Here is a 23,428-nt window from a genome sequence, read left to right as displayed (position 1 = left end):
CGCGCTCCTACTGCTCGACCTCGTACGCCTGCTTGTCCACGAGCTTGCCGTCACGGAAGCAGAACCGGAACACGGGGTAGGTGGTCAGCTCCGAGGACTCTGTCGAGAGCAGCGCCAGACACTGCGCCCCTTCCGGCCGCGGCGGGCCCTTGCGGTCCAGCCCCGCCGTCAGGACCCCGTCACCGTCCGGCAGCCGCTCCCGCACCGCCTTCTCGGACTCGCCCACGTGCACCGCGTCGTACTCCTCCTCGCCGATCACCGCCTTGTTCGCCGAGCCCACCAGCATCACCACCGCGGCCCCCAGCACGATGATCAGCAGCACCAGTGCCGCGACGGCGATCCCGCAGCCCATCGCCACGCCCCCGGCACGGGTCCGCACCGGCACCGCCAGTTCGCGGTCCAGGGCGGCCCAGTCCATCGGCGGCGCCCCCTTCAGCGCCAGGGCCCGGGCCTGCGAGCGCTGCCCGAAGTCGTCGGCCACGTCCTCCACGACCCCGGCCGGCTCCGTCCCGTACGGCAGCACTCCCGCCACCCGGAACCCGCCGCCCTCCGTCGCCCCCGCGTGCACCATGCCGCCGACCAGCCGGGCCCGCTCCCGCAACCCCGTCAGGCCCTGCCCGCCCGAGACGACCTCGCCCGAAGCCCGGTCGCCCGCCGGGCCGTTGGCGATCTCCACCACCAGCGAGTCGTCCTCGTACCGGAGTTCCACGGAGATCGGCGACCCGGGAGCGTGCTTGTAGGCGTTGGTCAGCGCCTCCTGCACGATCCGGTACGCCGCGTGGTCGCAGGCCGCGACCAGCGGCCGGGGCTGCCCCGCCGTGCCCAGCCGTACGTCGGTCCCCGCGGCCCGCGCCGCCTCCACGATGCCCGCTATGCCCGCCACACCCCGCGCGGCCGGCTGCGCCTCCTCCACCGGCGCCGGCGCCTCCACGCCGTCGCGCAGGATCCCGACGACCTCGCGCAGCTCGTGCATCGCCGCCACCGAGGCCTGCCGCAGCACCCCCACCGCCTCGCGCTGGCGGTCGGTGAGCGCCGGGTCCACCTCCAGCGCCCCCGTGTGCACCGAGATCAACGCCAGCTGGTGGCCCAGGCTGTCGTGCATGTCCTGGGCGATCCGCTGCCGCTCGCGCAGCCTGGCCTGCCCGGCGACCATGCTCCGCTCGCGCAGCAGCTGGTCGTGCCGCTCCTGGAGCGCGCTGAGCAGGGTCCGGCGCTGGTGCCAGTACCGGCTGGCCAGACCCGGCATGACGATCGCCGCCAGGAACATCAGCGTGGAGAACACGACCACCAGCAGGGGCCGCATCTGCGTCCACTGCTCGGCCAGGGTCAGGCCCACCTCCGCGAGGAAGGCCAGTGTGAACGCGGCGAGCGCCCGTCCCACCCCGACGATCCGCCGCCCCGCGGACCAGCCGAGCATGATCGTCACCAGGAACGCGGCGGGCAGGAACGCGCTCGCCGCCGCACCCAGCACCAGCGTGGCCGCCGGCAGCCGCCGCCGCAGCAGCGTCAGCACCACCACGACCACGACGCCGACGGCCGTCTTCTGCCCGGAGCTGTTGCTGAGTTCGTCCACGCCCACGCCGAACAGCGCCAGCAGCGCGGCGATGGCCAGGTCCGCCGCCGGCAGCCGCCGCGACCAGGGCTCGGGCCCCTTCAGCCAGTCCCAGCCCGCACGCACAGTCGCCTTGGCATCCACACGCCCGACCCTAGACACCGGCCCCGCGGGCCGGACGCCCTCTTTCGTCGCACCCCTCCCGACGAAAGTCGCAACGGCCCGGAAGAGGAAGGCCGAAGGCCGAAGGCCGGAGCGCGGCGGCCGGAGGACGGATCCGGACATGCGAGAAGCCCCGACCCGGAGTCCGGATCGGGGCTTCCCCGATGTGGGCGAGGGGGGATTTGAACCCCCACGTCCCGAAGGACACTGGCACCTGAAGCCAGCGCGTCTGCCGTTCCGCCACTCGCCCGAGCAGCGTCCCAGTGGTTCTTCCCTTTCGGGCCGTTCCCCTGGCGACGTCGAAACATTAACACGTCAGACGGGGTGGATTGAAATCGCTTTCCGCGGCCCCTCCACGACGACCGGGACGGCCCCTCCCGCTCTCCGCTCCCGGTGCGGGACACTGTCCCTGGCGCACCCCTACGATCCCTTGTGAGCACCAACACTCCTGCGCGCAGGAGCGAAGGGGAACCAGCCGAATCCGCCACGCGTGGATACGATCAGTAAGCAGTACAGGGCGACAACGACGGAGGAGGTGCCCCATGGGAGTCCTGAAGCGTTTCGAGCAGCGACTCGAAGGTCTGGTGAACGGCACCTTCGCCAAGGTGTTCAAGTCCGAGGTCCAGCCGGTGGAGATCGCCGGCGCCCTCCAGCGGGAGTGCGACAACAACGCCACCATCTGGAACCGCGAGCGGACCGTCGTACCCAACGACTTCATCGTGGAGCTCAGCGCGGGCGACTACGAGCGCCTGAGCCCCTACTCCGGCCAGCTCGGCGACGAACTCGCGGGCCTCGTACGCGACTACGCCAAGCAGCAGCGCTACAGCTTCATGGGCCCCATCAAGGTGCACCTGGAGAAGGCCGAGGACCTCGACACCGGTCTCTACCGGGTCCGCAGCCGCACCCTCGCCTCCAGCACCTCCCAGGACTCCCCGCAGGCACCCCAGGGGCAGCAGGGCGGGTACGGCTATCCGCCGGCCGGCGCCCCGCCCATGCCCCCCGGCCCGCCTCCGGGCGGCTCCGGCCCCCGCCCCGGCGGCGCGCCCCCGGCTCCCGGCGGGCCGGGCGCGGTGCGCCGCTGGATCGAGATCAACGGCACCCGCCACCAGATCTCCCGCCCCACGCTCGTACTCGGCCGCAGCACCGAGGCCGATGTGCGGATCGACGACCCCGGCGTGTCCCGCCGGCACTGTGAGATCCGGACCGGAACACCCCCGACGATCCAGGATCTCGGGTCCACCAACGGCATCGTGGTGGACGGGCAGCACACCACCCGCGCTACGCTCCGCGACGGCTCGCGGATCGTCGTGGGCAGCACCACCATCATTTACCGGCAAGCCGAAGGGTGAAGCGGGGGCAATGTCAGAGCTGACCCTGACGGTCATGCGGTTGGGTTTCCTGGCCGTTCTGTGGCTGTTCGTCATCGTGGCCGTTCAGGTCATCCGCAGCGACCTCTTCGGTACGCGCGTCACGCAGCGCGGCTCGCGCCGCGGCGGCGGCAACGCCGGGGCTCCGCCGCAGGCGGGGCGCCAGGCGGCACCGCCGCAGCAGCGCCAGCGCAGGGGTGCGCCGACCAAGCTGGTCGTCTCCGAGGGGACCCTCACGGGCACCACGGTGGCCCTCTCCGGGCAGACGATCACGCTGGGCCGCGCCCACGACTCCACGATCGTGCTGGACGACGACTACGCCTCCAGCAGGCATGCCAGGATCTACCCCGACCGTGACGGCCAGTGGATCGTCGAGGATCTCGGGTCCACCAACGGCACGTATCTCGACCGGACCCGGCTGACCACCCCGACGCCCATTCCGCCGGGCGCCCCGATCCGCATCGGCAAGACCGTCATCGAGCTGCGGAAGTAGTACGAGAATGAGCGAGCGGAGCGAGCGAGCCGCGGCGGTCCGTCCCACCGGGGACACGGACCCGAGCGCGCTCCCGACCGGAGGGTGGGCAGTGTGGCTCGAGACCGGTTGTACCCCGAGGCGTCTTCGACTGGGCAGGTGCGCATGAGTCTGTCCCTGCGGTTCGCCGCCGGATCGCACAAGGGGATGATCCGCGAGGGCAACGAGGACTCGGGTTACGCCGGTCCCCGGCTCCTCGCCGTCGCCGACGGCATGGGCGGCCAGGCAGCCGGCGAGGTCGCCAGCTCCGAGGTCATCTCCTCGCTCGTCCAGCTCGACGACGACGTCCCGGGCTCCGACATCCTCACCGCCCTCGGCATCGCCGTGCAGCGCGCCAACGACCAGCTGCGCGTGATGGTCGAGGACGACGCCCAGCTGGAGGGCATGGGCACCACGCTCACCGCCCTGCTGTGGACCGGCCAGCGCCTCGGCCTGGTCCACGTCGGCGACTCCCGCGCCTATCTGCTCCGCGACGGCGTCCTCACGCAGATCACCCAGGACCACACCTGGGTGCAGCGCCTCGTCGACGAGGGGCGCATCACCGAGGAGGAGGCGACCACCCACCCGCAGCGCTCGCTCCTGATGCGGGCGCTCGGCAGCGGTGACGTCGTGGAGCCCGACCTCTCCATCCGTGAGGTCCGGGCCGGCGACCGCTACCTGATCTGCTCCGACGGCCTGTCCGGCGTGGTCTCCCACCAGACCCTGGAAGAGACCCTCGCCGACTACCACGGCCCGCACGAGACCGTGCAGTCCCTGATCCAGCTCGCCCTGCGCGGCGGCGGCCCGGACAACATCACGTGCATCGTCGCGGACGTGCTCGACACCGACAGCGGCGACACCATGGCCGCCCAGCTGAGCGACACCCCGGTCGTCGTCGGCGCGGTCGCCGAGAACCAGCACCAGCTCTTCGACGGCAACGCCATGCAGACCCCGGCCGGCCGCGCCTCGGGCCTCGGCCGCCAGGCCCCGCCGCCCGCGGGCGCCTTCGGCCCTCCCGGCAGCGGCGAAGCCCCCGGCTACGGATACCCCGACCAGAGCCAGGGCGGCGCACTGGGCAGCTTCGGCGAAGCCGACGCCTACGAGGGCGACGGCCCGTACGAGGACACGTACGACCACCCGCGCAAGCGGCGCAGCAAAGGGCGCAAGTGGACCACGCGCACGCTGATCCTGCTGCTCGTGGCCGGTGTCGTCGGCGGCGGCCTGTACGCGGCGCACCGCTGGACGCAGACCCAGTACTACGTCGGCGTCAAGGGTGACCATGTCGCGCTGTACCGCGGCATCAGCCAGAACCTGGCCTGGATCCACCTCTCCGAGGTGGAGGCGGATCACCCCGACATCGAACTGAAGTACCTGCCGTCCTTCAAGCGCAAGCAGGTCGAGGGCAGCATCAGCGAGGACAGCCTCGAGGGCGCGCGCAAGAAGATCGAAGAGCTCGGAACCCAGGTCTCCGCCTGCAAGCAGGACGAGGCCCGCCGCGCTTCCGAAGCCCAGGGCAACCAGACGCCCGGCCCCAGCCTGACTCCCGCGGAGCAAGCTGTCGTCGGCCAGTGCGAAAAGCAGTAGACATACGCGGGCACAGGGGGCCTGCCACACCATGAGCGTTGTCACCAACACGACCACCATCGGCGCCATCGAGGCGCCGAGCCGCCGGAACACCGAGCTCCTCCTGCTCGCCTTCGCCGTGGTCATCCCGATCTTCGCCTACGCCAACGTGGGCCTGTCGATCCACGGCGAGCTGCCCCCGGGCATGCTGCTCTACGGACTCGGCTTCGCCGTCCTCGCCGGGATCGCCCACCTCGTCGTACGCCGCTACGCCAAGTACGCCGACCCGCTGCTGCTGCCGATCGCGACGCTGCTCAACGGCCTGGGCGTCGTCCTGATCTGGCGGCTCGACCAGTCCGAGCGGCTACAGAACCTCGCCAAGCGCAGCTTCGGCACCTTCTCCGAGTCCGCGCCGCGCCAGATGATGTACACGGGGCTCGCCATCGCCCTGTTCGCCGTCGTGCTGCTGGTCCTCAAGGACCACCGCGTGCTCCAGCGGTTCACGTACATCTCGATGGCCGGCGCCCTGGTCCTGCTGATCCTGCCGGTGATCCCGGGTCTGGGCGCGGACGTGTTCGGCGCCAAGATCTGGATCAGCGTCGGCGGCTTCTCCATCCAGCCCGGCGAGTTCGCGAAGATCGTCATCGCGATCTTCTTCGCGGGCTACCTCATGGTGAAGCGCGACGCCCTGGCCCTGGCCAGCCGCCGCTTCATGGGCCTCTACCTGCCGCGCGGCCGCGACCTCGGCCCGATCCTGATGATCTGGGCGATGAGCCTGCTCGTCCTCGTCTTCGAGAACGACCTCGGCACCTCGCTGCTGTTCTTCGGCATGTTCGTGATCATGCTGTACGTGGCCACCGAGCGGACCAGCTGGATCGTCATCGGCCTGCTCATGTCGGTCGGCGGCGCCACCGTCGTCGGCGCCACCGCCAGCCACGTCAAGGCCCGCGTCACCGCCTGGCTGGACCCCTTCGCCTGCTACAGCACGTCCGGAGCCTGCGAGCAGGTCGGCCAGTCGATCATGAGCTTCGGCTCCGGCGGGGTGCTCGGCACCGGCTGGGGCCAGGGCAACTCGGACCTGATCGGCTTCGCCGCCAACTCCGACTTCATCTTCTCCACCGTCGGCGAGGAACTCGGCCTGACCGGCGTCATGGCCTTCCTCCTGCTCTACGGCCTGATCATCGAGCGGGGCGTGCGCACCGCCCTCGCCGCCCGCGACCCCTTCGGCAAGCTGTTCGCCATCGGGCTCTCCGGCGCCTTCTCCCTGCAGATCTTCGTCGTCGCCGGCGGAGTCATGGGCCTCATCCCCCTCACCGGCATGACCATGCCCTTCCTCGCCTCCGGCGGTTCCTCCGTCCTGGCGAACTGGGTGCTCATCGCCATCCTCATCCGGATCAGCGACACCGCACGCCGCCCCGCCCCGGCCCCCGCCCCGTCCCCCGACTCCGAGATGACCCAGGTGGTCCGTCCGTCATGAACAAGCCCCTGCGCCGCATCTCGCTGTTCTGCGGGCTGCTCGTCCTCGCCCTGCTGATCCGGACCAACTGGCTGCAGTACGTCCAGGCCGAGGACCTCAGCACCCGCAAGGAGAACCGCCGGGTCCAGATCGCCCAGTACGCCACCGAACGCGGCAACATCATCGTCCAGGGCCAGCCGATCACCGGTTCCGCGGTCACCGACGGCAGCGACTACAAGTTCAAGCGGACCTACACCGACGGCCCCCTGTGGGCGCCCGTCACCGGCTACGCCTCCCAGGCCTTCGGCTCCACCCAGCTGGAGTCCCTGGACGACGGCATCCTCACCGGCAACGACGACCGGCTCTTCTTCGACCGCACCATCGGCATGTTCACCGGGGAGAAGAAGCAGGGCGGCAACGTCATCACCACCCTGAACGCCGCCGCCCAGAAGGCCGCCTTCGACAAGCTCGGCAACAGGAAGGGCGCCGTCGCGGCGATCGACCCGCGCACCGGCGCCATCCTCGCCCTGGTCAGCACCCCCTCGTACGACCCGTCCAGCTTCGCCGGCAACTCCAAGGCCGACGAGAAGGCCTGGGTCGAGCTGAAGGACTCCGAGGACAAGAAGCTCGTCAACCGCGCCCTGCGCGAGACGTACCCGCCCGGCTCCACGTTCAAGGTGGTCACGGCCGCCGCCGCCCTGGAGAACGGCGCGGTCAGCGACATCAACGCCCCCACGGACACCCCCGAGCCGTACATCCTGCCCGGCACGCGGACCCCGATGGTCAACCATGCCAGCGGCTGTGAGAAGGCGAGCCTGAACGACGCGCTCCGGGTCTCCTGCAACTCGGTCTTCGCGAACCTGGGCGACAAGGTCGGCCGCGACAAGATGGTCGAGACCGCCCAGAAGTTCGGCTTCAACAACGACAAGATCGACACCCCGGTCCGCGCCTTCGCCAGCGTCTACGACAAGACGATGGGCCGGGACGGCAACGCCCAGAGCTCCATCGGCCAGTTCAACACCGCGGCCACCCCGCTCCAGATGGCCATGGTCACCGCTGCCATCGCCAACGACGGCAAGCTGATGAAGCCGTACATGGTCGAGCAGCTCACCGCGCCCAACCTCGACACCATCGAGAAGCACGAGCCCTCCGAGATGAGCCGGCCCCTCAGTGCGGCGAACGCGCAGAAGGTCCAGCAGATGATGGTCAACGTCGTCGAGAACGGCACGGGAACCAACGCCAAGATCAAGGACGTCAAGGTGGGCGGGAAGACCGGTACCGCCCAGCACGGCGAGAAGAACGCCAAGCGCCCCTACGCCTGGTTCATCTCCTACGCCGAGCTTCCCGACGGCAGCTCCCCCGTCGCCGTGGCCGTCGTGATCGAGGACAGCGCCGCGGACCGCGAGGACATCAGCGGCGGCGGCCAGGCCGCGCCGGTCGCGAAGGCCGTCATGGAAGCCGTCCTGAAGAACAAGGGATGAGAAGCGGAGACAGGATCCGAGCGGTCGGTACCGGTCCGATATCAGCCTGTGGTCACGAACCGATCACCGACGATCGGCCGGTAGCCTTGCCGCGAACAGCACACCGCCGGACCACACACGGGTGCGGTCGGGACTGACGGAGAGGGCTGCAACGTTATGGAAGAGCCGCGTCGCCTCGGCGGCCGGTACGAGCTGAGCCACGTGCTCGGCCGTGGTGGCATGGCCGAGGTCTACCTCGGGCACGACACCCGGCTCGGCCGTACCGTAGCCGTCAAGACCCTGCGCGCCGACCTCGCCCGTGACCCGTCCTTCCAGGCCCGGTTCCGCCGCGAGGCCCAGTCGGCCGCGTCCCTGAACCACCCCGCGATCGTCGCCGTCTACGACACGGGCGAGGACTACGTCGACAACATCTCCATCCCGTACATCGTGATGGAGTACGTCGACGGCTCGACCCTGCGCGAGCTGCTGCACTCCGGCCGCAAGCTGCTGCCCGAGCGCACCCTCGAGATGTGCATCGGCATCCTCCAGGCGCTGGAGTACTCCCACCGCGCCGGCATCGTCCACCGTGACATCAAGCCGGCCAACGTGATGCTCACCCGCACGGGCCAGGTCAAGGTCATGGACTTCGGCATCGCCCGCGCCATGGGCGACTCCGGCATGACCATGACGCAGACGGCCGCCGTCATCGGCACCGCCCAGTACCTCTCCCCGGAGCAGGCCAAGGGCGAGCAGGTCGACGCGCGCTCCGACCTCTACTCCGCCGGCTGCCTGCTCTACGAGCTGCTGTGCGTCCGGCCGCCCTTCGTCGGCGACTCCCCGGTGGCCGTCGCGTACCAGCACGTGCGCGAAGAGCCCCAGCCCCCGTCGAACTTCGACCCCGAGATCACGCCGGTGATGGACGCCATCGTCCTCAAGGCCCTGGTCAAGGACCCCGACTACCGCTACCAGTCCGCGGACGAGATGCGGGCCGACATCGAGGCCTGCCTGGAGGGCCAGCCCGTCGCCGCGACCGCCGCCATGGGCGCCGCCGGCTACGGCTACCCCGACCAGGGCGGCTACGGGCACCAGGGCTACGACCAGCCCACCACCGCCCTGCGCTCCCCGGACGCCGGCCAGACCTCGATGATGCCGCCGATGCCCCCCGGCGGCGGCGACGGCGGCTACGGGTACGACAACCAGGGCCACGGCGGCTACGACCAGGGTCACGGCCGCCGCCAGCAGAAGAAGAGCCGGGCTTCGACGGTCCTGCTCGCCCTGGCCGCGGTACTCGTCCTGGTCGGGGCGATCCTGATCGGCCGGACCCTCTTCAGCGATACCCCCGACAACCGCCCGGCGGTGCCCAATCTCGTCGGCCAGACCCTGGAGCGGGCGCAGGCCAGCGCCAAGAACATGGGCCTCACGGTGGAGAAGGAGGCCGACGAAACCTGCGCGGACCAGCCCAAGGGCAACGTCTGCTCGCAGAGCCCGGCCCCGGACACCAAGGTCGACAAGGGCTCCCCGATCAAGGTCAAGGTGTCCTCGGGTGCGCCCAAGGTGCCGGTGATCGACGTGGTCCGGCTGAAGTTCGAGGACGCCGAGGGCAAGCTCAAGGCCAAGAAGTTCCAGGTCGAGAAGAAGCTCGTCGAGTCCGACAACGCCACCCCCGGCACCGTGCTGGACCAGAGCCCCAAGAGCGGGACCGAGGCCGACCAGGGCTCGGTGGTGACCCTCCAGGTCGCCAAGGAGATCGCCAAGGGCGTCGTCCCCAACCTCAAGGGCCTGAACAAGGCGGCCGCGGCCAAGGCGCTCGCGGACGCCAAGCTGAAGCTCGGCAGCACCACGGAGGTCGACTCCCCGGGAGCCGCACCCCAGACGGTCGTCCAGCAGCAGTACGAGCCCGGCATCGAGCTCGCCAAGGACACCCCGGTCAACGTCAGCATCTCCAAGGCCGCCGCGGCGACGCCGACGGTGGTGCCTCCGCTGACGGGCCAGACCGTGGCCCAGGCCAAGCTGACGCTCCAGGCGAGCAACCTGGTCTTCGGATCGGTCCTGGCGGGCGCGACCGACGACAGCGCGGTGGTCATCGACTCCAACCCGGGCGTCGGCAGCCAGGTGCCCGGCGGCACGGTGATCAACGTCCGCACCGCGGCCAAGCCGCAGGACGGCGGCCAGCAGGGCGGCGGCGGCTTCTTCGGGGGCCTGACGGGCGGCAACCGCCGCTAGCGCACGCGCAACGCGACAGGCCCGGCCCCCCTCCACGAGGGGGGCCGGGCCTGTTTCACGTGAAACACCGCCGGGGGCGGGCCGTCAGCGCAGCTCCGCCGGCTTGGTGCGCTTCTCGTCCACCTTCTCCGTCCGCACGAGCTCGCCCCAGACGATGTACCGGTACTTCGAGGTGTAGACCGGCGTGCAGGTCGTCAGCGTGATGTAGCGCCCGGGAGCGGTCCTGCCCGACTCCTTCGGGACCGGGTTGATCACGTCCGTGTTGTACTTCGAGGTCTGGGCCAGCTCGGCGAAGACCTTGTAGACGTACCAGGTGTCCTTGGTCTCGAAGACGATCGAGTCGCCGTTGCGCACCTTGTCGATGTTGTGGAACTTCGCCCCGTGCCCGTCGCGGTGCGCGGCCAGCGCGAAGTTGCCCTTGTCGTCCCAGGGCAGCGCGGACTTCACCGGGTCCGTGTAGTACCCGGCCACGCCGTCGTTCAGGACCTCCGGCTCCGTGCCCTTCTTGACGAGCACCTCGCCGTTCTTCATCGCCGGTACGTGGAGGAAGCCGACGCCGTCCCCGGTGTCCAGGGCGCCCGGCTGTACGGGCGGGCTCGCCGACGGCGAGGGGCTGCCCCAGCGCTGGCGGACCTCGTCGCCGCGCGCCGACGCCTGCCGGTCGGCGAGGACGTTGGTCCACCAGAGCGAGTACGCCACGAACAGGCCCAGGACCAGGCCCACCGTGATCAGCAGCTCCCCCAGCAGGCTCAGGGCCCCGGCGACCACACTGCGGTCGGCGGGCGGCGGTGCGGAGCGGCGGCGGGCACGAGACACTGCGGGTTCGTCCTTACGGGCTGGTCAGCGCGGGCGGAGCGCCCTGGCTGCGGGGGCGTTCTTCGGTCATCCTGCCCCATACGATCATCCGGTAGGTGCTGGTGAACTCCGGGGTGCAGGTCGTCAGCGTGATGTAGCGGCCCGGTCCGGTGAATCCGGAGCCCTCCGGCACGGGCTTGATCACCGCCACGTTCGCCGGGGAGGTCTGCGGCAGCGCGGACGCCATCTGGTACGTGTAGTACGCGTCCCGCGTCTCCACGACGATCGCGTCGCCCGGCACCAGCTGGTTGATGTAGCGGAACGGCTCTCCGTGCGTGTTGCGGTGCCCCGCGACCGCGAAGTTTCCCTGCCGATCGGACGGCATCGCCGTCTTCAGCGCCCCCTCGCCGTAGTGGCCGACCATCCCCTTGTCGAGGACCTTCGCCTTGCTGATCCCCTCCGCCACCGGCACCTTCAGGTCCAGCTTCGGGATGTGCAGGATCGCGAAGCCCTGGCCGGGCTCGAAGGCGGCCGCCGGGGGCGGCGCGCCCGTCACCGGCGGGCGCTCCCAGGTCTGCTGGAGCGAGCCGGCGGCCCCGTCCGCCGCCCGCTCCGCCAGGACGTTCGTGTACCAGAGCTGGTAGGTGACGAACAGCAGCATCACCACGCCGGCGGTGATGAACAGCTCCCCGGCGGCCCGGCTGAGCAGCACCAGCGCCCCGCCGGAGCGCGGGCGGGCGCGCCTGCGGCCCCGGCCGCCACCGCCGCGCCTGCGGGCGCGCGCGTGCGAGCGCTTCGCGGCCTCCTGCGCTGCCCTGCGCCGCGCGGCCCGGCCCTCGCGGGGCGCGGACGGCGCGACCGCCGTCACGCGACGGCCTTGCCCACCACCGGGGCCAGCCCCACCGACCGCTCGACGGCTCCGGCGTCACCGCAGCGCACGAGCCAGTTCGCGAGCATCCGGTGGCCCCACTCGGTCAGCACCGACTCGGGATGGAACTGGACGCCCTCGACGTCGTGCTCGCGGTGCCGCAGGCCCATGATGATCCCGTCCTCGGTCCGCGCGGTCACCTCCAGCACGTCGGGCAGGGTCTGCGGCTCGGCCGCGAGCGAGTGGTAGCGGGTCGCGGTGAACGGCGACGGCAGTCCGGCGAAGACGCCGAGCCCCTCGTGGACCACGGGTGAGGTCTTGCCGTGCAGCAGCTCGGGGGCCCGGTCCACGACGCCCCCGTAGGCGACCGCCATGGACTGCATGCCGAGGCAGACGCCGAAGACGGGGACGCCGGTGGCGGCGCAGTGCCGGACCATGTCCACGCAGACGCCCGCCTCTTCCGGCGTGCCCGGTCCGGGGGAGAGCAGGACGCCGTCGAAGCCGTCCTGGGCGTGGGCGAGCTCCACCTCGTCGTTGCGCAGGACCTCGCATTCGGCACCGAGCTGGTAGAGGTACTGGACCAGATTGAAGACAAAGCTGTCGTAGTTGTCGACAACCAGAATGCGCGCGCTCACGGAGTGGCTCCCGATCCCTCGTCCACCGTCACGTCGTTGAACGGAAGGAGCGGCTCGGCCCACGGGAACACGTACTGGAACAGCACGAACACCACCGCCAGGACCAGTACGAGAGAGATCAGCGCGCGCACCCACGCGTTGCCCGGCAGATGCCGCCAGATCCAGCCGTACATTCCGTCTGTTTCCTTCGTCGTCCATGGTCGTTCTCGCACCGCGGGGGCGGTACCGCACCAGCCTAAGGGCCGGGGGCCCCGCTGAGGGGCTCAGCCGGGCAATCACCCGGTGCCGGCGGGGTCCGCGGGGCGGGTGGCGGTGAGCTCGGCCCAGACGACCAGGCGGTGGCTGTGGCCCCATTCCGGATCACAGGTGGTCAGGGTGAGGTATCTCCCGGGGGTGGAGAAGGGGGACCGGCGGGGCACCGGGTCGACCACCCCGGTCTCGGTGGGCAGGATGCGCAGCGGCGCGGCCCGCACGGTGTACGTGTACCAGCCGGTCGAGTCCCGGACGGTCACGGTGTCCCCGGGGCGCAGCTCGGGGACGTCCTTGAAGGGGTCGCCGTACGTGCGCCGGTGCCCGGCCACCGCGAAGTTGCCGTCGCCCCCGGGCCGGGCCGAGCCGGTGTAGTGCCCCAGGCCCTTCTTCAGCGGTTCGGCGCCCGTGCCCTCGAGGACCGGCCGGCTCCAGTCCCGGCCGAAGCGGGGGACGTACATCTCGGCGAAGGCCCGTCCCTGCGGATGGGGCGCCGGCTCCGTCCGCGAGGGGGCCGGCGCGGGGCCGGCGGCCGCTGCCGGGGCGGGGGCCGCCGCCGCCCAGCGCTCGCGCAGCCGGTCCCGCTCGTCCTCCATCGCCCGGTCGGCCTTGACCCCGGTCCACAGCAGTACGTACGCCGTGAACAGCACGATCAGCGTCCCGGCCGTCAGGCACACCTCGCTGAACGTCCGTACCACCAGGCGCAGTACGGCGTCAGGACGCGGCGGACTCCAGCGGCTTCGCATAGTGGAGGTCCACTGTGCCGGAGTACCCGGGCAGTGTCAGCCGCTTCTCCTCGTCCACTTTCCAGCCGAGCCCGTACGCGTTGACGTACAGCTGGTAGTTCTGGATGGCGGGGGAGGCGGCGAGGGCCTTGCGCAACGCGCCCGGGTCGCCGACCGCGGAGACCTTGTAGGGGGGCGAGTACACGCGGCCCTGGAGGATCAGGGTGTTGCCCACGCAGCGCACCGCGCTGGTGGCGATCAGCCGCTGGCCCATCACCTCGATGCCCTCGGCGCCGCCCTGCCACAGGGCGTTCACCACGGCCTGGAGGTCCTGCTGGTGGATCACGAGGTCGTTGGGCTGCGGCTCGGGGACGCCGGGGACGCGGGCGGTGGCGTTCGGCGGCGCGTCGTTGAGGGTGACGGCCAGGCCCCTGCCGGTGAGCTCCTCGGTGCCCGAGGCGGCGCGCAGGGCGGCCAGCCGGGCCTCCTCGGCCTTGGTGCTGCCGCTGTCGCGCTCCGCGAGGGCGTCCACCTGGGCGCGCGCGGCGGCGGCGCTCTTCTCCAGCTCGGCGTTCTTCGCGCTCCGCTCGTGGATGAGGTCGGACAGCTTCAGGAGCGAGGCGTCCGTGCGGATGTTCGTACCCTTGGAGGTGTTGAAGCTGGTGACGAAGATGAGGCCGGCGAGGGCGAAGACGGCGGCCGTCAGCAGCCGGACCGGCCTGGCCCGGCGGCGGGGACCCGCGGAGGAGTCGTCGGAATCGCTCAACGTACCCTTCTCCTTCAACGCCAGTGGTCCACTACGCTAACGGACGCCCGGGGCAGGCAAGGTCCCCCAGCGCATCGACAGGAGAGCCCCTCGTGCCGAAGTCACGTATCCGCAAGAAGGACGACTACACGCCGCCGCCGGCGAAGCAGGCGCAGGCGATCAGGCTGACGAACCGCAGCTGGGTCGCCCCGGTCATGCTGGCGTTCTTCCTCATCGGTCTCGCGTGGATCGTGGTCTTCTACGTGACCGACACCCAGCTGCCCTTGGAGGCGCTGGGCAACTGGAACATCGTGGTCGGTTTCGGCTTCATCGCCGCCGGTTTCGGTGTCTCCACGCAGTGGAAGTAGCGTCGCCCGCATACCCGGACGGCCGAGCCGCGCAAGCTCTCCCCATGAGTTATCCACAGCGTCATCCACACCTGAGGAAAAGACAGAAGATCTGTGGATAACTCTGTGGAGAGTTGACGCCGGTGTGATCAGGTGAGTTCGGCTGTCCGGGCCAGGACGACGGCCGCGGCCGTCAGGAAGACCGCCGCACAGGCCGCCACCTGGATGAACGTCCGCGTGCGGCCCGTGGCCGGTGCCAGCAGTCCCAGGGCGAGCAGCGCGCCGGTCACCAGGCCGCCGATGTGCGCCTGCCAGGACACCGACATGCCCCCGAAGGGCACGAAGGTGACGAGCAGCATGAGCCCGAGCGTGACCAGCACCGGCCGCATCTCGTAGCGAAGCCGGCGGGCGAGGACCACGGTGGCTCCGAGCAGGCCGCAGATGGCACCGGAGGCTCCGACGGTCGGGGTGTTCGGCGCGGTCAGCAGATAGACGAGGGCGCTGCCGCCCAGCCCGGACAGCAGGTAGAGGGCGAGGTAGCGGGAGCGGCCCAGGGCCGCCTCCAGCGGGCCGCCGATCACCCACAGGGCGAGCATGTTGCCGAAGACGTGCCACCACTGGACGTGCAGGAACACCGAGGTCAGCAGGCGGTCGTACTGCCCGGTGGCGACGCCTTCGACGGGGGCCCCGTCGTACTCGACGAAGAGGCCGAGCAGCTCCAGCCGTACGGCCAGCTCCGGCATCGCGAGCACGGCGAGGAACACCGCCGCGTTGAGCCCGATGAGGATCTTGGTGACGAGCTGGGGATCGGCTGCGACCAGGCCCCCCGCGACGGTGCGCGGGGCGTTGGCCGCGGGGGCGTGCCCGGTGCTGGAGCCGCCCCGGACGCACTCCGGGCACTGGAATCCCACCGAGGCGCTGATCATGCACTGCGGGCAGATGGGCCGCTCGCAGCGGGAGCAGGTGATGCCCGTGTCGCGGTCCGGGTGCCGGTAGCAGCCCGGCAGACGGTCGGTGTCCATCGGTCCCCTCGGTCAGCGGCGGGCGGGGGTGCGCCCCGCCGGTCCGTGTACGTCCGTCCGTGTCCGGTCGGCCGGAGGCCGCCGGTGCGGACAAAGAAAGTACGGACGGGCGGGACCCAAGGTTCCCGGGCCGACGGGCCCGGGACGACTGCACGGCCCGGGACGGGTCCGCCGGCCCGGGACGGGTCCGGCGCCCCTGACGGGGTCAGCGACCGGCTTCGCGCTTCTCGACGGTGACCGACTTGATGATCACGTCGTCCAGCGGCCGCTCGGTCCGCGGGTTGGTGGGGCCGGAGGCGATGGCGTCCACGACCTTGCGGCTGGCCGCGTCGGTGACCTCGCCGAAGATCGTGTGCTTGCGGGTCAGCCAGGCGGTGGGGGCGACCGTGATGAAGAACTGCGAGCCGTTCGTGCCCGGGCCGGCGTTGGCCATGGCCAGCAGGTAGGGCTTGGTGAAGGCCAGGTCGGGGTGGAACTCGTCGGCGAACTGGTAGCCGGGGCCGCCGGTGCCGTTGCCGAGCGGGTCGCCGCCCTGGATCATGAAGCCGCTGATGACGCGGTGGAAGACGGTGCCGTCGTACAGCGGGGCGGTGGTCTTCTGGCCGTCGGTGGGACGGGTCCACTCACGCGCGCCCGTGGCGAGCTCCACGAAGTTCCGCACGGTCTTGGGAGCGAAGTTCTCCAGCAGCTCGATCTCGATGTCGCCGTGGGTGGTCTTCAGGGTGGCGTAGAGCTTCTCGGCCACGGGTCTGCCTTCCATAGTCATCACTGTCGGCCCGATCCTCCCACGGAGGGCGCGGCGTTCGCGGGAATCCTTGCACCCGTATGCCCTGTCGCGCATGCCGCGTGGTGTCGGGACAGGCATGATCCGACAAAGGGTGGAAAGGTGAACTGTGTCCGCCACCGAGGAGGAGGATCCCGTGACCCGCAAGGACAGCGTGCGCCTGGCCGCCGAGAACGCCAGGGACGCCGTGAAGCACGCAGCGGAAGTGGTGGCGCCGTACGCAGAAACCGCCAAGGACGCGGCTGTGCACTACGCGCACGAGGCGAACGAGCGGCTGGCGCCGAAGGTCTCGTACGCGGCCGGCCAGGCCTCGCTGCAGGCGCGCGCGGCCTACGACAACCACCTGCATCCGCGCATGATGGCGGCGCGCACCCACGTGCCGCCGAACGTGGACCGGGCGGCGGTGAAGGCCGTCCACCAGACGCGCCTCGCCGCGCGCCAGGCGGCCGACTACACGGCGCCGCGCTTCGAGAGCGCGCTCGCTGCGAGCCGGCCGGTGGCCGAGGAGGCCGCGTCCCGTTCGGCGGCGGCCCTCGCGGCACTGCGCGGCCAGGTGTCGGCGAAGGAGGTGCAGCGCCTGGTGCGGCGTCACGAGCGGCGGGCGCGGTGCGGCCGGTGGGTGAAGGGGGCCGCGCTGGTCGGCCTCCTGGCGGGCGGCGCCTATGCGGCGTGGCGGTGGTGGGACCAGCAGTCGAACCCGGACTGGCTGGTGGAGCCCCCGGCGGCCACGGAGCTGTCGGCGCAGGACGCCGAACCGGCCGGCTTCGACGACGAGCTGGCGCAGAAGGAGCGCGAGACCGACGGCGGCGCGACCGCCTGACGCCCCGTCTCCACGACGGCGAGGGGCCCGGATCCGCGTGCGGATCCGGGCCCCTCGAACGTCGCCCTCCGTACGTCAGCCCGGCAGCGTCAGCACCATCCCCGGGCGGATCAGGTCCGGGTTGGCGCCGACCACGCCCCGGTTCATGGCGTACAGCTCGCGCCAGCGGGCCTCGTTGCCCAGCTCGCGGCGGGCGATCAGGGACAGCGAGTCACCCGGCTTGACGGTGTACGTCCGCTTCGCAGCGGTCGGCGGCCGCTTCGGCGGCACCGGCACGGCCTTGTGCGCGGCCGAGGTGTCGCTCGGGGTGGCGGGCGCCATGTGCCCCGGCGCGGCCGCGGGCGGCTTGGGCCGGGTGGCCGCGGCCATCCGCTCGGCGGCCGCCTTGGTGGCGGAGGCGGCGTCCGTGTAGGACTGCGCGTACCTGGAGCCCATCTCGGAGGGCGTCTTCGGCCCTTGCTGCTCCCTCTGCCGGGCCGCCTTCTCGGCGGCCTCCTGTTCCTTCTTCTTGTCCGACTTCAGGAAATCGAAGAGTCCCATGTGCCTGCGCCTCCGGCGTGGTGTCGCCCCCTGGCCTCATTGCCTTCCCCCACTGTCGGTCACCATCCGCCGCCCGGCCCTGTGACCGGTCCGTACGGGGGACGCGGGAGCCCTACTGCTGCCGGGCCCGCCGGGCCGGCCGGGGACCGTCGGCGGGAACTCCCAGCGGCCCCTCGGCGAGCCGGCCCAACACCCTGAGGAGACAGGCCCGGTCCTCGTCGGCGAGGTCGGCGAGGGCCTCCGCGTGCACCCGGTCGACGATCCGCCGGCTCTCCACCGAGAGGGCGGCCCCCTTGTCGGTGACGGCGATGATCCGGGCCCGGCGGTCCTGGGAGGAGGGCCGCCGCTCGGCCAGTCCGGCCTTCTCCAGGGCGTCGACGGTGACGACCATCGTCGTCTTGTCCATGTCGCCGATCTCGGCGAGCTGGATCTGCGTGCGCTCCTCCTCCTGCGCGTGCACGAGGACGCAGTGCATGCGGGCGGTCAGTCCGATCTCGCCGAGCGCCGCCGCCATCCGGGTGCGCAGGACGTGGCTGGTGCGGTCGAGGAGGAAGGAGAGGTCGGGCTCGGTCCGGGTGGATCCCATCGCAGTCATGAAACCAGCCTAACCATTCGATCCGAAAAAAATAGTCTGCAACAAAACTATCTGTTACGGTCTCACCAGACGTCGCCCATGCAACCGCCCGAGGATCCGCCGACGACCGGAGAGACCGATGCCCACAGCCCTTGCAGAAGCCCCCGCCCCGACCACCCCGGCCGGCGGACCGCGCTCGCGCTGGACCGCCCTGGCCGTGCTCTCCACCGGCATGCTGATGACCGTCCTCGACGGCAGCATCGTCACCGTGGCGATGCCGGCCATCCAGGACGACCTCGGCTTCTCCCCCGCCGGCCTCAGCTGGGTCGTGAACGCCTACCTGATCGCCTTCGGCAGCCTGCTGCTGCTCGCCGGCCGGCTCGGCGACCTGATCGGCCGCAAGCGGATGTTCCTCGCGGGCACCGCCGTCTTCACCGCCGCCTCGCTGCTCGCCGGGTTCGCCGGCTCCCCCGCGCTGCTCATCGCCGCCCGGTTCCTCCAGGGCGTCGGCAGCGCGATGGCCTCCGCCGTCAGCCTCGGGATCCTGGTCACCCTCTTCACGCAGCCCCGCGAGCGCGCCCGGGCCATCGCCGTCTTCTCCTTCACCGGAGCGGCCGGAGCCTCCCTGGGACAGGTGCTGGGCGGGGTCCTCACCGACGCCCTCGACTGGCACTGGATCTTCTTCATCAACCTGCCCATCGGGCTCGCCGCCCTGCTGGCCGCCCTCCCCGCGCTCCCCGCCGACCGGGGGCTGGGACTGCGCGCGGGTGCCGACGTACCGGGCGCCGTACTCGTCACCGCCGGACTGATGCTGGGCATCTACGCCGTCGTGCGGGTCGAGGAGTACGGCTGGACCTCCGCGCACACCCTCGGCCTCGGGGCCCTCTCCCTGGCCCTGCTCGCCGCCTTCGTCCTGCGCCAGACCAGGGCGCGCACCCCGCTGATGCCCCTGCGCATACTCCGTTCGCGGACCGTGGCCGGCGCGAACCTGATCCAGATGCTGATGGTGGCCGCCCTGTTCTCCTTCCAGATCCTTGTCGCCCTCTACCTCCAGCAGGTCCGGGGATACGGGGCCGCCGAGACCGGCCTCGCGATGCTGCCGGCCGCGCTGGCGATCGGCGGGATCTCCCTCGGCGGCGCCGCGAAGCTGATCGCCCGCCTCGGTGAGCGCGGCGTCCTGCTCACCGGCCTCACGCTGCTGGTCGCGGGCCTCGCCCTGCTGACCCGCCTCCCGGTGCACGCCGACTACGTCACCGACCTGCTGCCCGTGATGCTGCTGGCCTCCGGCTTCGGCCTCGCCCTGCCCGCCCTCACCACCCTGGGGATGTCGGGCGCCGGCGAGCGCGACGCCGGGCTGGCCTCGGGCCTGTTCAACACCACCCAGCAGATCGGCATGGCCCTCGGCGTGGCCGTCCTGTCCACCCTCGCCGCCTCGCGCACCGAGGCCCTGACGGCCGCCGGCCACGCCCGGCCCGAGGCCCTCACCGCCGGCTACCACCTGGCCTTCGGCACGGGCGCCGCCCTCCTGCTGGCGGCCACCGCCCTCGCGGCCGCCCTGCCGCGCGCTCCCCGCACCCGCTGAGCTCGGACCCGCACCCTGCGAAAAAAAGACCCCCTGACCAGCGTTTGCGCTGGTCAGGGGGTCTTCTCGAGGTGGAGCCTAGGAGATTCGAACTCCTGACATCTGCCTTGCAAAGGCAGCGCTCTACCAACTGAGCTAAGGCCCCGAGCAACCGGACGCGGACGCCCCCCGGCAGGGAGTGTCCGTTCCGCAGGACAGAGTACCCGGTGCACCCCCGCATCCCGCAAAATGATGGGGACTCCCGCCCCGCGACCACGCTCCGTAAGATGCTCGCGAGGTTCGCACCAGCGAAGGGGAGTAGGAAGAGTGGACGCAGTACAGCAGGAGGCCACGGCCAGAGCCAGGGAACTCCAGCGCAGTTGGTACGGGGAGCCGCTCGGCGCGCTGTTCCGGCGGCTCATAGATGACCTCGGCCTCAACCAGGCCCGCCTCGCTGCCGTGCTCGGCCTGTCGGCGCCGATGCTGTCCCAGCTGATGAGCGGGCAGCGCGCCAAGATCGGCAACCCGGCCGTGGTCCAGCGGGTCCAGGCCCTCCAGGACCTCGCCGGCCAGGTGGCCGACGGCAGCGTCAGCGCCGCCGAGGCCACCGACCGGATGGACGAGATCAGGAACACCCAGGGCGGTTCCGTCCTCAGCAACAGCGGCCAGAGCACCGCCGGTTCGGGTGCCCCGACCGTCAAGCGGGTCGTCCGCGAGATCCAGTCGCTGCTGCGCTCGGTCGCCGCGGCGGGTGACATCATCCAGGCGGCGGACACCCTCGCAGCCGGCCACCCGGAACTGGCAGAGTTCCTCCGGGTCTACGGGGCCGGCCGCACCTCCGAAGCGGTGGCCCACTACGAGGCCCACCAGAACTGACACGCGGTCGACGGGGGACGGGCACAGCAATGGGTGAGGTCTTCGCAGGCCGGTACGAGCTGGTCGATCCGATCGGGCGGGGCGGCGCGGGCGCCGTCTGGCGGGCCTGGGACCAGCGCCGGCGCCGGTACGTCGCCGCGAAGGTCCTGCTGCAGAGCGATGCCCACACCCTCCTGCGGTTCGTGCGCGAGCAGGCCCTGCGCATCGACCACCCCCACGTCCTGGCCCCGGCCAGCTGGGCGGCGGACGACGACAAGGTCCTGTTCACCATGGACCTCGTCGCCGGCGGCTCCCTCGCCCATGTGATCGGGGACTACGGGCCGCTGCCGCCCCGGTTCGTGTCCGTGCTGCTCGACCAGCTCCTGTCGGGGCTGGCGGCGGTGCACGCGGAGGGCGTCGTCCACCGCGACATCAAACCGGCCAACATCCTGATGGAGGCCACGGGAACCGGGCGGCCGCACCTGCGGCTGTCCGACTTCGGCATCTCCATGCGCAAGGGCGAGCCCCGGCTCACCGAGACCGACTTCGTGGTCGGTACGCCCGGCTACTTCGCCCCCGAGCAACTGATGGGCGCGGAGCCCGACTTCCCCGCCGACCTCTTCGCCGTCGGCCTGGTCGCCCTGTACCTGCTGTGGGGCCGCAAGCCCGATTCCCAGGCGCTGGTCGAGCACTTCAGGGCCCACGGCGTCCCGAGTGCCCCCGAGGGCGTCCCGGCGCCGCTGTGGGACGTGATCTCGAACCTCCTGCACCCTGACCCCGAGAGCCGCTTCCGGACCGCCACAGGGGCGCGCAAGGCCCTTGCCGAGGCCGTCCAGTTGCTGCCGGAAGCCCCCGCCGGCGAGGACCCGGTGGAGGTGTTCGACCAACTCGGGCCGCTTCCGGCCGGTTTCGGCCCGGGCGGGCCGGGAACCGCCGCCGCCGAGCCCGCGGTGGGTTTCGGGCCGCCGCCGGCCGCGTACGGGCCTTCAGAGCCGGTGACGGCCCCGGAGACGGGCGGCTTCCACCTCGCGCCCCCGGCCGCGACGCCGATGGAGCCCGGCACCCGGCCGACGACCCCCGCGACCCCCGCGACCCCGGCGTCACCCGCGCCCCCGGCGGCTCCCGCCCGCTCCGGCGGCATCGCCCCGCCCCCGGCGAAGGTGGCCGCCGGCATCCTCACCGCGGCCCTGCTCTGCTTCGCGGTCGGCATCTGGGCGCTGACACAGCTCTAGGCCGGCTCCCGGTCAGGCCCGGCCCGCGCCGCGCCGGGCCAGCAGGATCCACCCGCCGAGCCCGAGCAGCAGCACCGCCCCGGTCCCGAAGCCGGCCACCATCACGACCCGCATCACCGAGGCGTCGTCCCGCGCGGCCGCGGCCTCCGGGGCGGTGAGCCCCTCCTTCGCGGCGGCCCGATCGGCCTCGCCCACACCGAACCCGGCGGCCGCCAGGCTCTCCCGGTAGCCCGGGGCCTTGGCCGGCCCCCCGGACACGTCCAGCCGCAGCGTGAGCGGCACGGGCGTCGCGTCCTCGATGAACTCCCCGACCTTCCCGCCCAGGGTGACGGCGACGTAGTACCACCCCGCGACCCGTACCGGCCGTGCCGCGGTGGCGTCGGAGAAGCGGTTCTCGTACGCCACCGGCGCGGTCCTCGGCAGCGTCACGGCCGCCTGCTTGCCGTCGTAGGAGGTGTCCTTGGACTCCACGAGCCCCCGGTACGGGCTGTACACCGAGACGGTGAGCCCGTTCGCGGCGGAACCGTAGTCCTTGGTCATCCGGGCCTTGGCGATCTCGGCGCCGATCCCCAGCTGCTGCCCCCAGTCCAGCGGCACCCGGTAGAACCGGGTCTGGCCCGGGCGCAGGTCGTCGCGCCACACCCCGGGGCCCAGGGCGCGCGCGTCGTTGAAGCCGGTGCCTCCCGTCCGGGCCACCGGGTCCGTGACCGGCAGGGTCGGGGAGGCCGAGGGCCAGACGCCGGGCGCGGCGGTCGGGGCGGTGCCCGCGGCCGGGGCCGGCTCGCGCATCACGAGGAGTTCCACCGGCCACGCCTCCTGGGAGGAGTCCTTGGCCGCGGTCCGGGTGACCTTCGCGTAGTACGTGCCCGGGCTCTGGCACTCGGCGTCCTCCTCCAGCCGCCGCTGGCCCACCGCGCCCAGCGGGACGGGGTCGTAGCCGAAGGAGGCCCGGCCCGGGTTGTTCGGGCAGGCCCGGCCGCCGCTGGTCATGACCTCGACCTCGAGGCCGTCGCCGTAGCCGGTCCTGCTCCCGGCGGGCGGGCGCAGCACGGCGGAGACGTACACGGTGGAGGTGCCGTCGAGCGCCAGCCGGTAGACCCGCTCGCCCGGCGCCAGGGTGTCCTCGTAGAAGGTGCCGGCCTCCAGCGGCGGGGCGTCCGCCGTCGAGGCGGCGCCCCGGACCGGCTTGGCGCCGTCGGCGGGACGGTACGGCGGCACCGGCCGGGCGGAGCCCGAGGGCGCCCCGGACGGCCCGGCGGCCGGGAGCGCGTGCGCCGCCGCGGGGAACCCCGCCAGCCAGGCCACCAGCCCCAGGGCCGCCGCCCCGGCCAGCGGCGCCCGACGCATCCGACGTACCCGCACCATCACGCCCACCCCGAATT

General features: G+C 71.8%; 23 protein-coding genes and 2 tRNA genes. 11 read left to right on the top strand and 14 right to left on the bottom strand.

All coding sequences use genetic code 11. The annotated features are described in order from the left end of the window. Positions 1 to 7 precede the first annotated feature (7 nt). Positions 8 to 1,696, bottom strand: a complete 1,689-nt coding sequence (locus AB0D45_RS02135) for a histidine kinase (RefSeq protein WP_362454869.1) — start codon at positions 1,694 to 1,696, stop codon at positions 8 to 10. 185 nt (positions 1,697 to 1,881) lie between these two features. Then, a tRNA-Leu gene (locus AB0D45_RS02130) sits at positions 1,882 to 1,964 on the bottom strand. Positions 1,965 to 2,256: 292 nt separating this feature from the next. On the opposite strand from AB0D45_RS02130, the gene AB0D45_RS02125 reads away from it, so the two are divergent. The 6 genes from AB0D45_RS02125 (at position 2,257) to pknB (ending at position 10,294) form a co-directional block, all read left to right on the top strand. Continuing rightward, positions 2,257 to 3,063 (top strand): DUF3662 and FHA domain-containing protein, encoded by an 807-nt coding sequence (locus AB0D45_RS02125; RefSeq protein ID WP_361595820.1) that lies wholly within the window; start codon positions 2,257 to 2,259, stop codon positions 3,061 to 3,063. A 10-nt stretch (positions 3,064 to 3,073) separates the two neighbouring features. Then, positions 3,074 to 3,574 (top strand): FHA domain-containing protein, encoded by a 501-nt coding sequence (locus tag AB0D45_RS02120; protein WP_361595817.1) that lies wholly within the window; start codon positions 3,074 to 3,076, stop codon positions 3,572 to 3,574. A gap of 144 nt (positions 3,575 to 3,718) precedes the next feature. After that, complete coding sequence (locus tag AB0D45_RS02115; protein ID WP_361595814.1) at positions 3,719 to 5,176, top strand: PP2C family serine/threonine-protein phosphatase; 1,458 nt, start codon at positions 3,719 to 3,721, stop codon at positions 5,174 to 5,176. A 31-nt stretch (positions 5,177 to 5,207) separates the two neighbouring features. Continuing rightward, complete coding sequence (locus tag AB0D45_RS02110) at positions 5,208 to 6,632, top strand: FtsW/RodA/SpoVE family cell cycle protein (protein WP_361595811.1); 1,425 nt, start codon at positions 5,208 to 5,210, stop codon at positions 6,630 to 6,632. Further along, positions 6,629 to 8,092, top strand: a complete 1,464-nt coding sequence (locus AB0D45_RS02105; protein ID WP_362454868.1) for a penicillin-binding transpeptidase domain-containing protein — start codon at positions 6,629 to 6,631, stop codon at positions 8,090 to 8,092. Before AB0D45_RS02110 ends, AB0D45_RS02105 begins: the two co-directional genes overlap by 4 nt. Before the next feature lie 156 nt (positions 8,093 to 8,248). Next, a complete protein-coding gene (gene pknB, locus AB0D45_RS02100) occupies positions 8,249 to 10,294 on the top strand; it encodes a Stk1 family PASTA domain-containing Ser/Thr kinase (RefSeq protein ID WP_362454867.1) in 2,046 nt (681 codons plus the stop codon). Positions 10,295 to 10,378: 84 nt separating this feature from the next. Here the strand turns inward: pknB and AB0D45_RS02095 are convergent, their stop codons facing one another. The 6 genes from AB0D45_RS02095 to AB0D45_RS02070 all read right to left on the bottom strand — a co-directional run bounded on the left by AB0D45_RS02095 (position 10,379) and on the right by AB0D45_RS02070 (position 14,332). Continuing rightward, positions 10,379 to 11,110: a class E sortase gene (locus tag AB0D45_RS02095; protein WP_362454866.1), complete on the bottom strand. Its 732-nt coding sequence runs from the start codon at positions 11,108 to 11,110 to the stop codon at positions 10,379 to 10,381. Between the two features lie 13 nt (positions 11,111 to 11,123). Then, positions 11,124 to 11,957, bottom strand: coding sequence for a class E sortase (locus tag AB0D45_RS02090; protein WP_362454865.1), 834 nt, complete (start codon positions 11,955 to 11,957; stop codon positions 11,124 to 11,126). Beyond that, positions 11,954 to 12,592 (bottom strand): aminodeoxychorismate/anthranilate synthase component II, encoded by a 639-nt coding sequence (locus tag AB0D45_RS02085; RefSeq protein WP_361595796.1) that lies wholly within the window; start codon positions 12,590 to 12,592, stop codon positions 11,954 to 11,956. The genes AB0D45_RS02090 and AB0D45_RS02085 overlap by 4 nt, the downstream gene beginning before the upstream one ends. Further along, positions 12,589 to 12,765, bottom strand: coding sequence for a hypothetical protein (locus AB0D45_RS02080; protein ID WP_030011120.1), 177 nt, complete (start codon positions 12,763 to 12,765; stop codon positions 12,589 to 12,591). Before AB0D45_RS02080 ends, AB0D45_RS02085 begins: the two co-directional genes overlap by 4 nt. Positions 12,766 to 12,867: 102 nt before the next feature. Then, positions 12,868 to 13,587 carry a class E sortase gene (locus AB0D45_RS02075; protein ID WP_362454864.1) on the bottom strand — a complete coding sequence of 240 codons (720 nt, stop codon included), beginning with the start codon at positions 13,585 to 13,587 and terminating at the stop codon, positions 12,868 to 12,870. After that, positions 13,556 to 14,332: a DUF881 domain-containing protein gene (locus AB0D45_RS02070; RefSeq protein WP_361595790.1), complete on the bottom strand. Its 777-nt coding sequence runs from the start codon at positions 14,330 to 14,332 to the stop codon at positions 13,556 to 13,558. The genes AB0D45_RS02075 and AB0D45_RS02070 overlap by 32 nt, the downstream gene beginning before the upstream one ends. Positions 14,333 to 14,424: 92 nt before the next feature. Here AB0D45_RS02070 and crgA point away from each other — a divergent pair, with 92 nt between their 5' ends. Beyond that, complete coding sequence (gene crgA / locus AB0D45_RS02065; RefSeq protein ID WP_361595787.1) at positions 14,425 to 14,679, top strand: cell division protein CrgA; 255 nt, start codon at positions 14,425 to 14,427, stop codon at positions 14,677 to 14,679. A gap of 128 nt (positions 14,680 to 14,807) precedes the next feature. Here crgA and AB0D45_RS02060 read toward each other — a convergent pair whose 3' ends face one another. Together AB0D45_RS02060 and AB0D45_RS02055 are read right to left on the bottom strand one after the other, a co-directional pair. Further along, a complete protein-coding gene (locus AB0D45_RS02060; protein WP_362454863.1) occupies positions 14,808 to 15,680 on the bottom strand; it encodes a rhomboid family intramembrane serine protease in 873 nt (290 codons plus the stop codon). A 205-nt stretch (positions 15,681 to 15,885) separates the two neighbouring features. Continuing rightward, positions 15,886 to 16,425 carry a peptidylprolyl isomerase gene (locus AB0D45_RS02055; protein ID WP_361595882.1) on the bottom strand — a complete coding sequence of 180 codons (540 nt, stop codon included), beginning with the start codon at positions 16,423 to 16,425 and terminating at the stop codon, positions 15,886 to 15,888. Between the two features lie 175 nt (positions 16,426 to 16,600). Between AB0D45_RS02055 and AB0D45_RS02050 the strand changes: the two genes are divergently transcribed. After that, complete coding sequence (locus AB0D45_RS02050) at positions 16,601 to 17,284, top strand: DUF5324 family protein (protein WP_361595781.1); 684 nt, start codon at positions 16,601 to 16,603, stop codon at positions 17,282 to 17,284. Positions 17,285 to 17,359: 75 nt separating this feature from the next. Here AB0D45_RS02050 and AB0D45_RS02045 read toward each other — a convergent pair whose 3' ends face one another. Together AB0D45_RS02045 and AB0D45_RS02040 are read right to left on the bottom strand one after the other, a co-directional pair. Then, positions 17,360 to 17,824 (bottom strand): LysM domain-containing protein, encoded by a 465-nt coding sequence (locus AB0D45_RS02045; protein WP_362454862.1) that lies wholly within the window; start codon positions 17,822 to 17,824, stop codon positions 17,360 to 17,362. Between the two features lie 112 nt (positions 17,825 to 17,936). Beyond that, positions 17,937 to 18,419 carry a MarR family transcriptional regulator gene (locus AB0D45_RS02040; RefSeq protein WP_361595775.1) on the bottom strand — a complete coding sequence of 161 codons (483 nt, stop codon included), beginning with the start codon at positions 18,417 to 18,419 and terminating at the stop codon, positions 17,937 to 17,939. A 118-nt stretch (positions 18,420 to 18,537) separates the two neighbouring features. On the opposite strand from AB0D45_RS02040, the gene AB0D45_RS02035 reads away from it, so the two are divergent. After that, positions 18,538 to 19,980, top strand: coding sequence for an MFS transporter (locus tag AB0D45_RS02035; protein WP_362454861.1), 1,443 nt, complete (start codon positions 18,538 to 18,540; stop codon positions 19,978 to 19,980). 72 nt (positions 19,981 to 20,052) lie between these two features. Here AB0D45_RS02035 and AB0D45_RS02030 read toward each other — a convergent pair. Further along, positions 20,053 to 20,125: transfer RNA gene (locus tag AB0D45_RS02030), tRNA-Ala, on the bottom strand. Between the two features lie 161 nt (positions 20,126 to 20,286). On the opposite strand from AB0D45_RS02030, the gene AB0D45_RS02025 reads away from it, so the two are divergent. Then, on the top strand, positions 20,287 to 20,835 hold the full coding sequence (locus AB0D45_RS02025; RefSeq protein ID WP_361595769.1) for a DNA-binding protein: 549 nt from the start codon (positions 20,287 to 20,289) through the stop codon (positions 20,833 to 20,835). Positions 20,836 to 20,864: 29 nt separating this feature from the next. Next, positions 20,865 to 22,046 carry a serine/threonine-protein kinase gene (locus AB0D45_RS02020; RefSeq protein ID WP_362454860.1) on the top strand — a complete coding sequence of 394 codons (1,182 nt, stop codon included), beginning with the start codon at positions 20,865 to 20,867 and terminating at the stop codon, positions 22,044 to 22,046. A 12-nt stretch (positions 22,047 to 22,058) separates the two neighbouring features. Here the strand turns inward: AB0D45_RS02020 and AB0D45_RS02015 are convergent, their stop codons facing one another. Further along, positions 22,059 to 23,411, bottom strand: coding sequence for a hypothetical protein (locus AB0D45_RS02015; protein WP_362454859.1), 1,353 nt, complete (start codon positions 23,409 to 23,411; stop codon positions 22,059 to 22,061). Between the last annotated feature and the right edge of the window lie 17 nt (positions 23,412 to 23,428).

This window comes from Streptomyces sp. NPDC048352 (genome assembly GCF_040651895.1).
Lineage (GTDB): Bacteria > Actinomycetota > Actinomycetes > Streptomycetales > Streptomycetaceae > Streptomyces.
The sequence above is the reverse complement of the archived record's forward strand: the minus strand, read 5'-3'. Positions and strand labels throughout refer to the sequence as shown.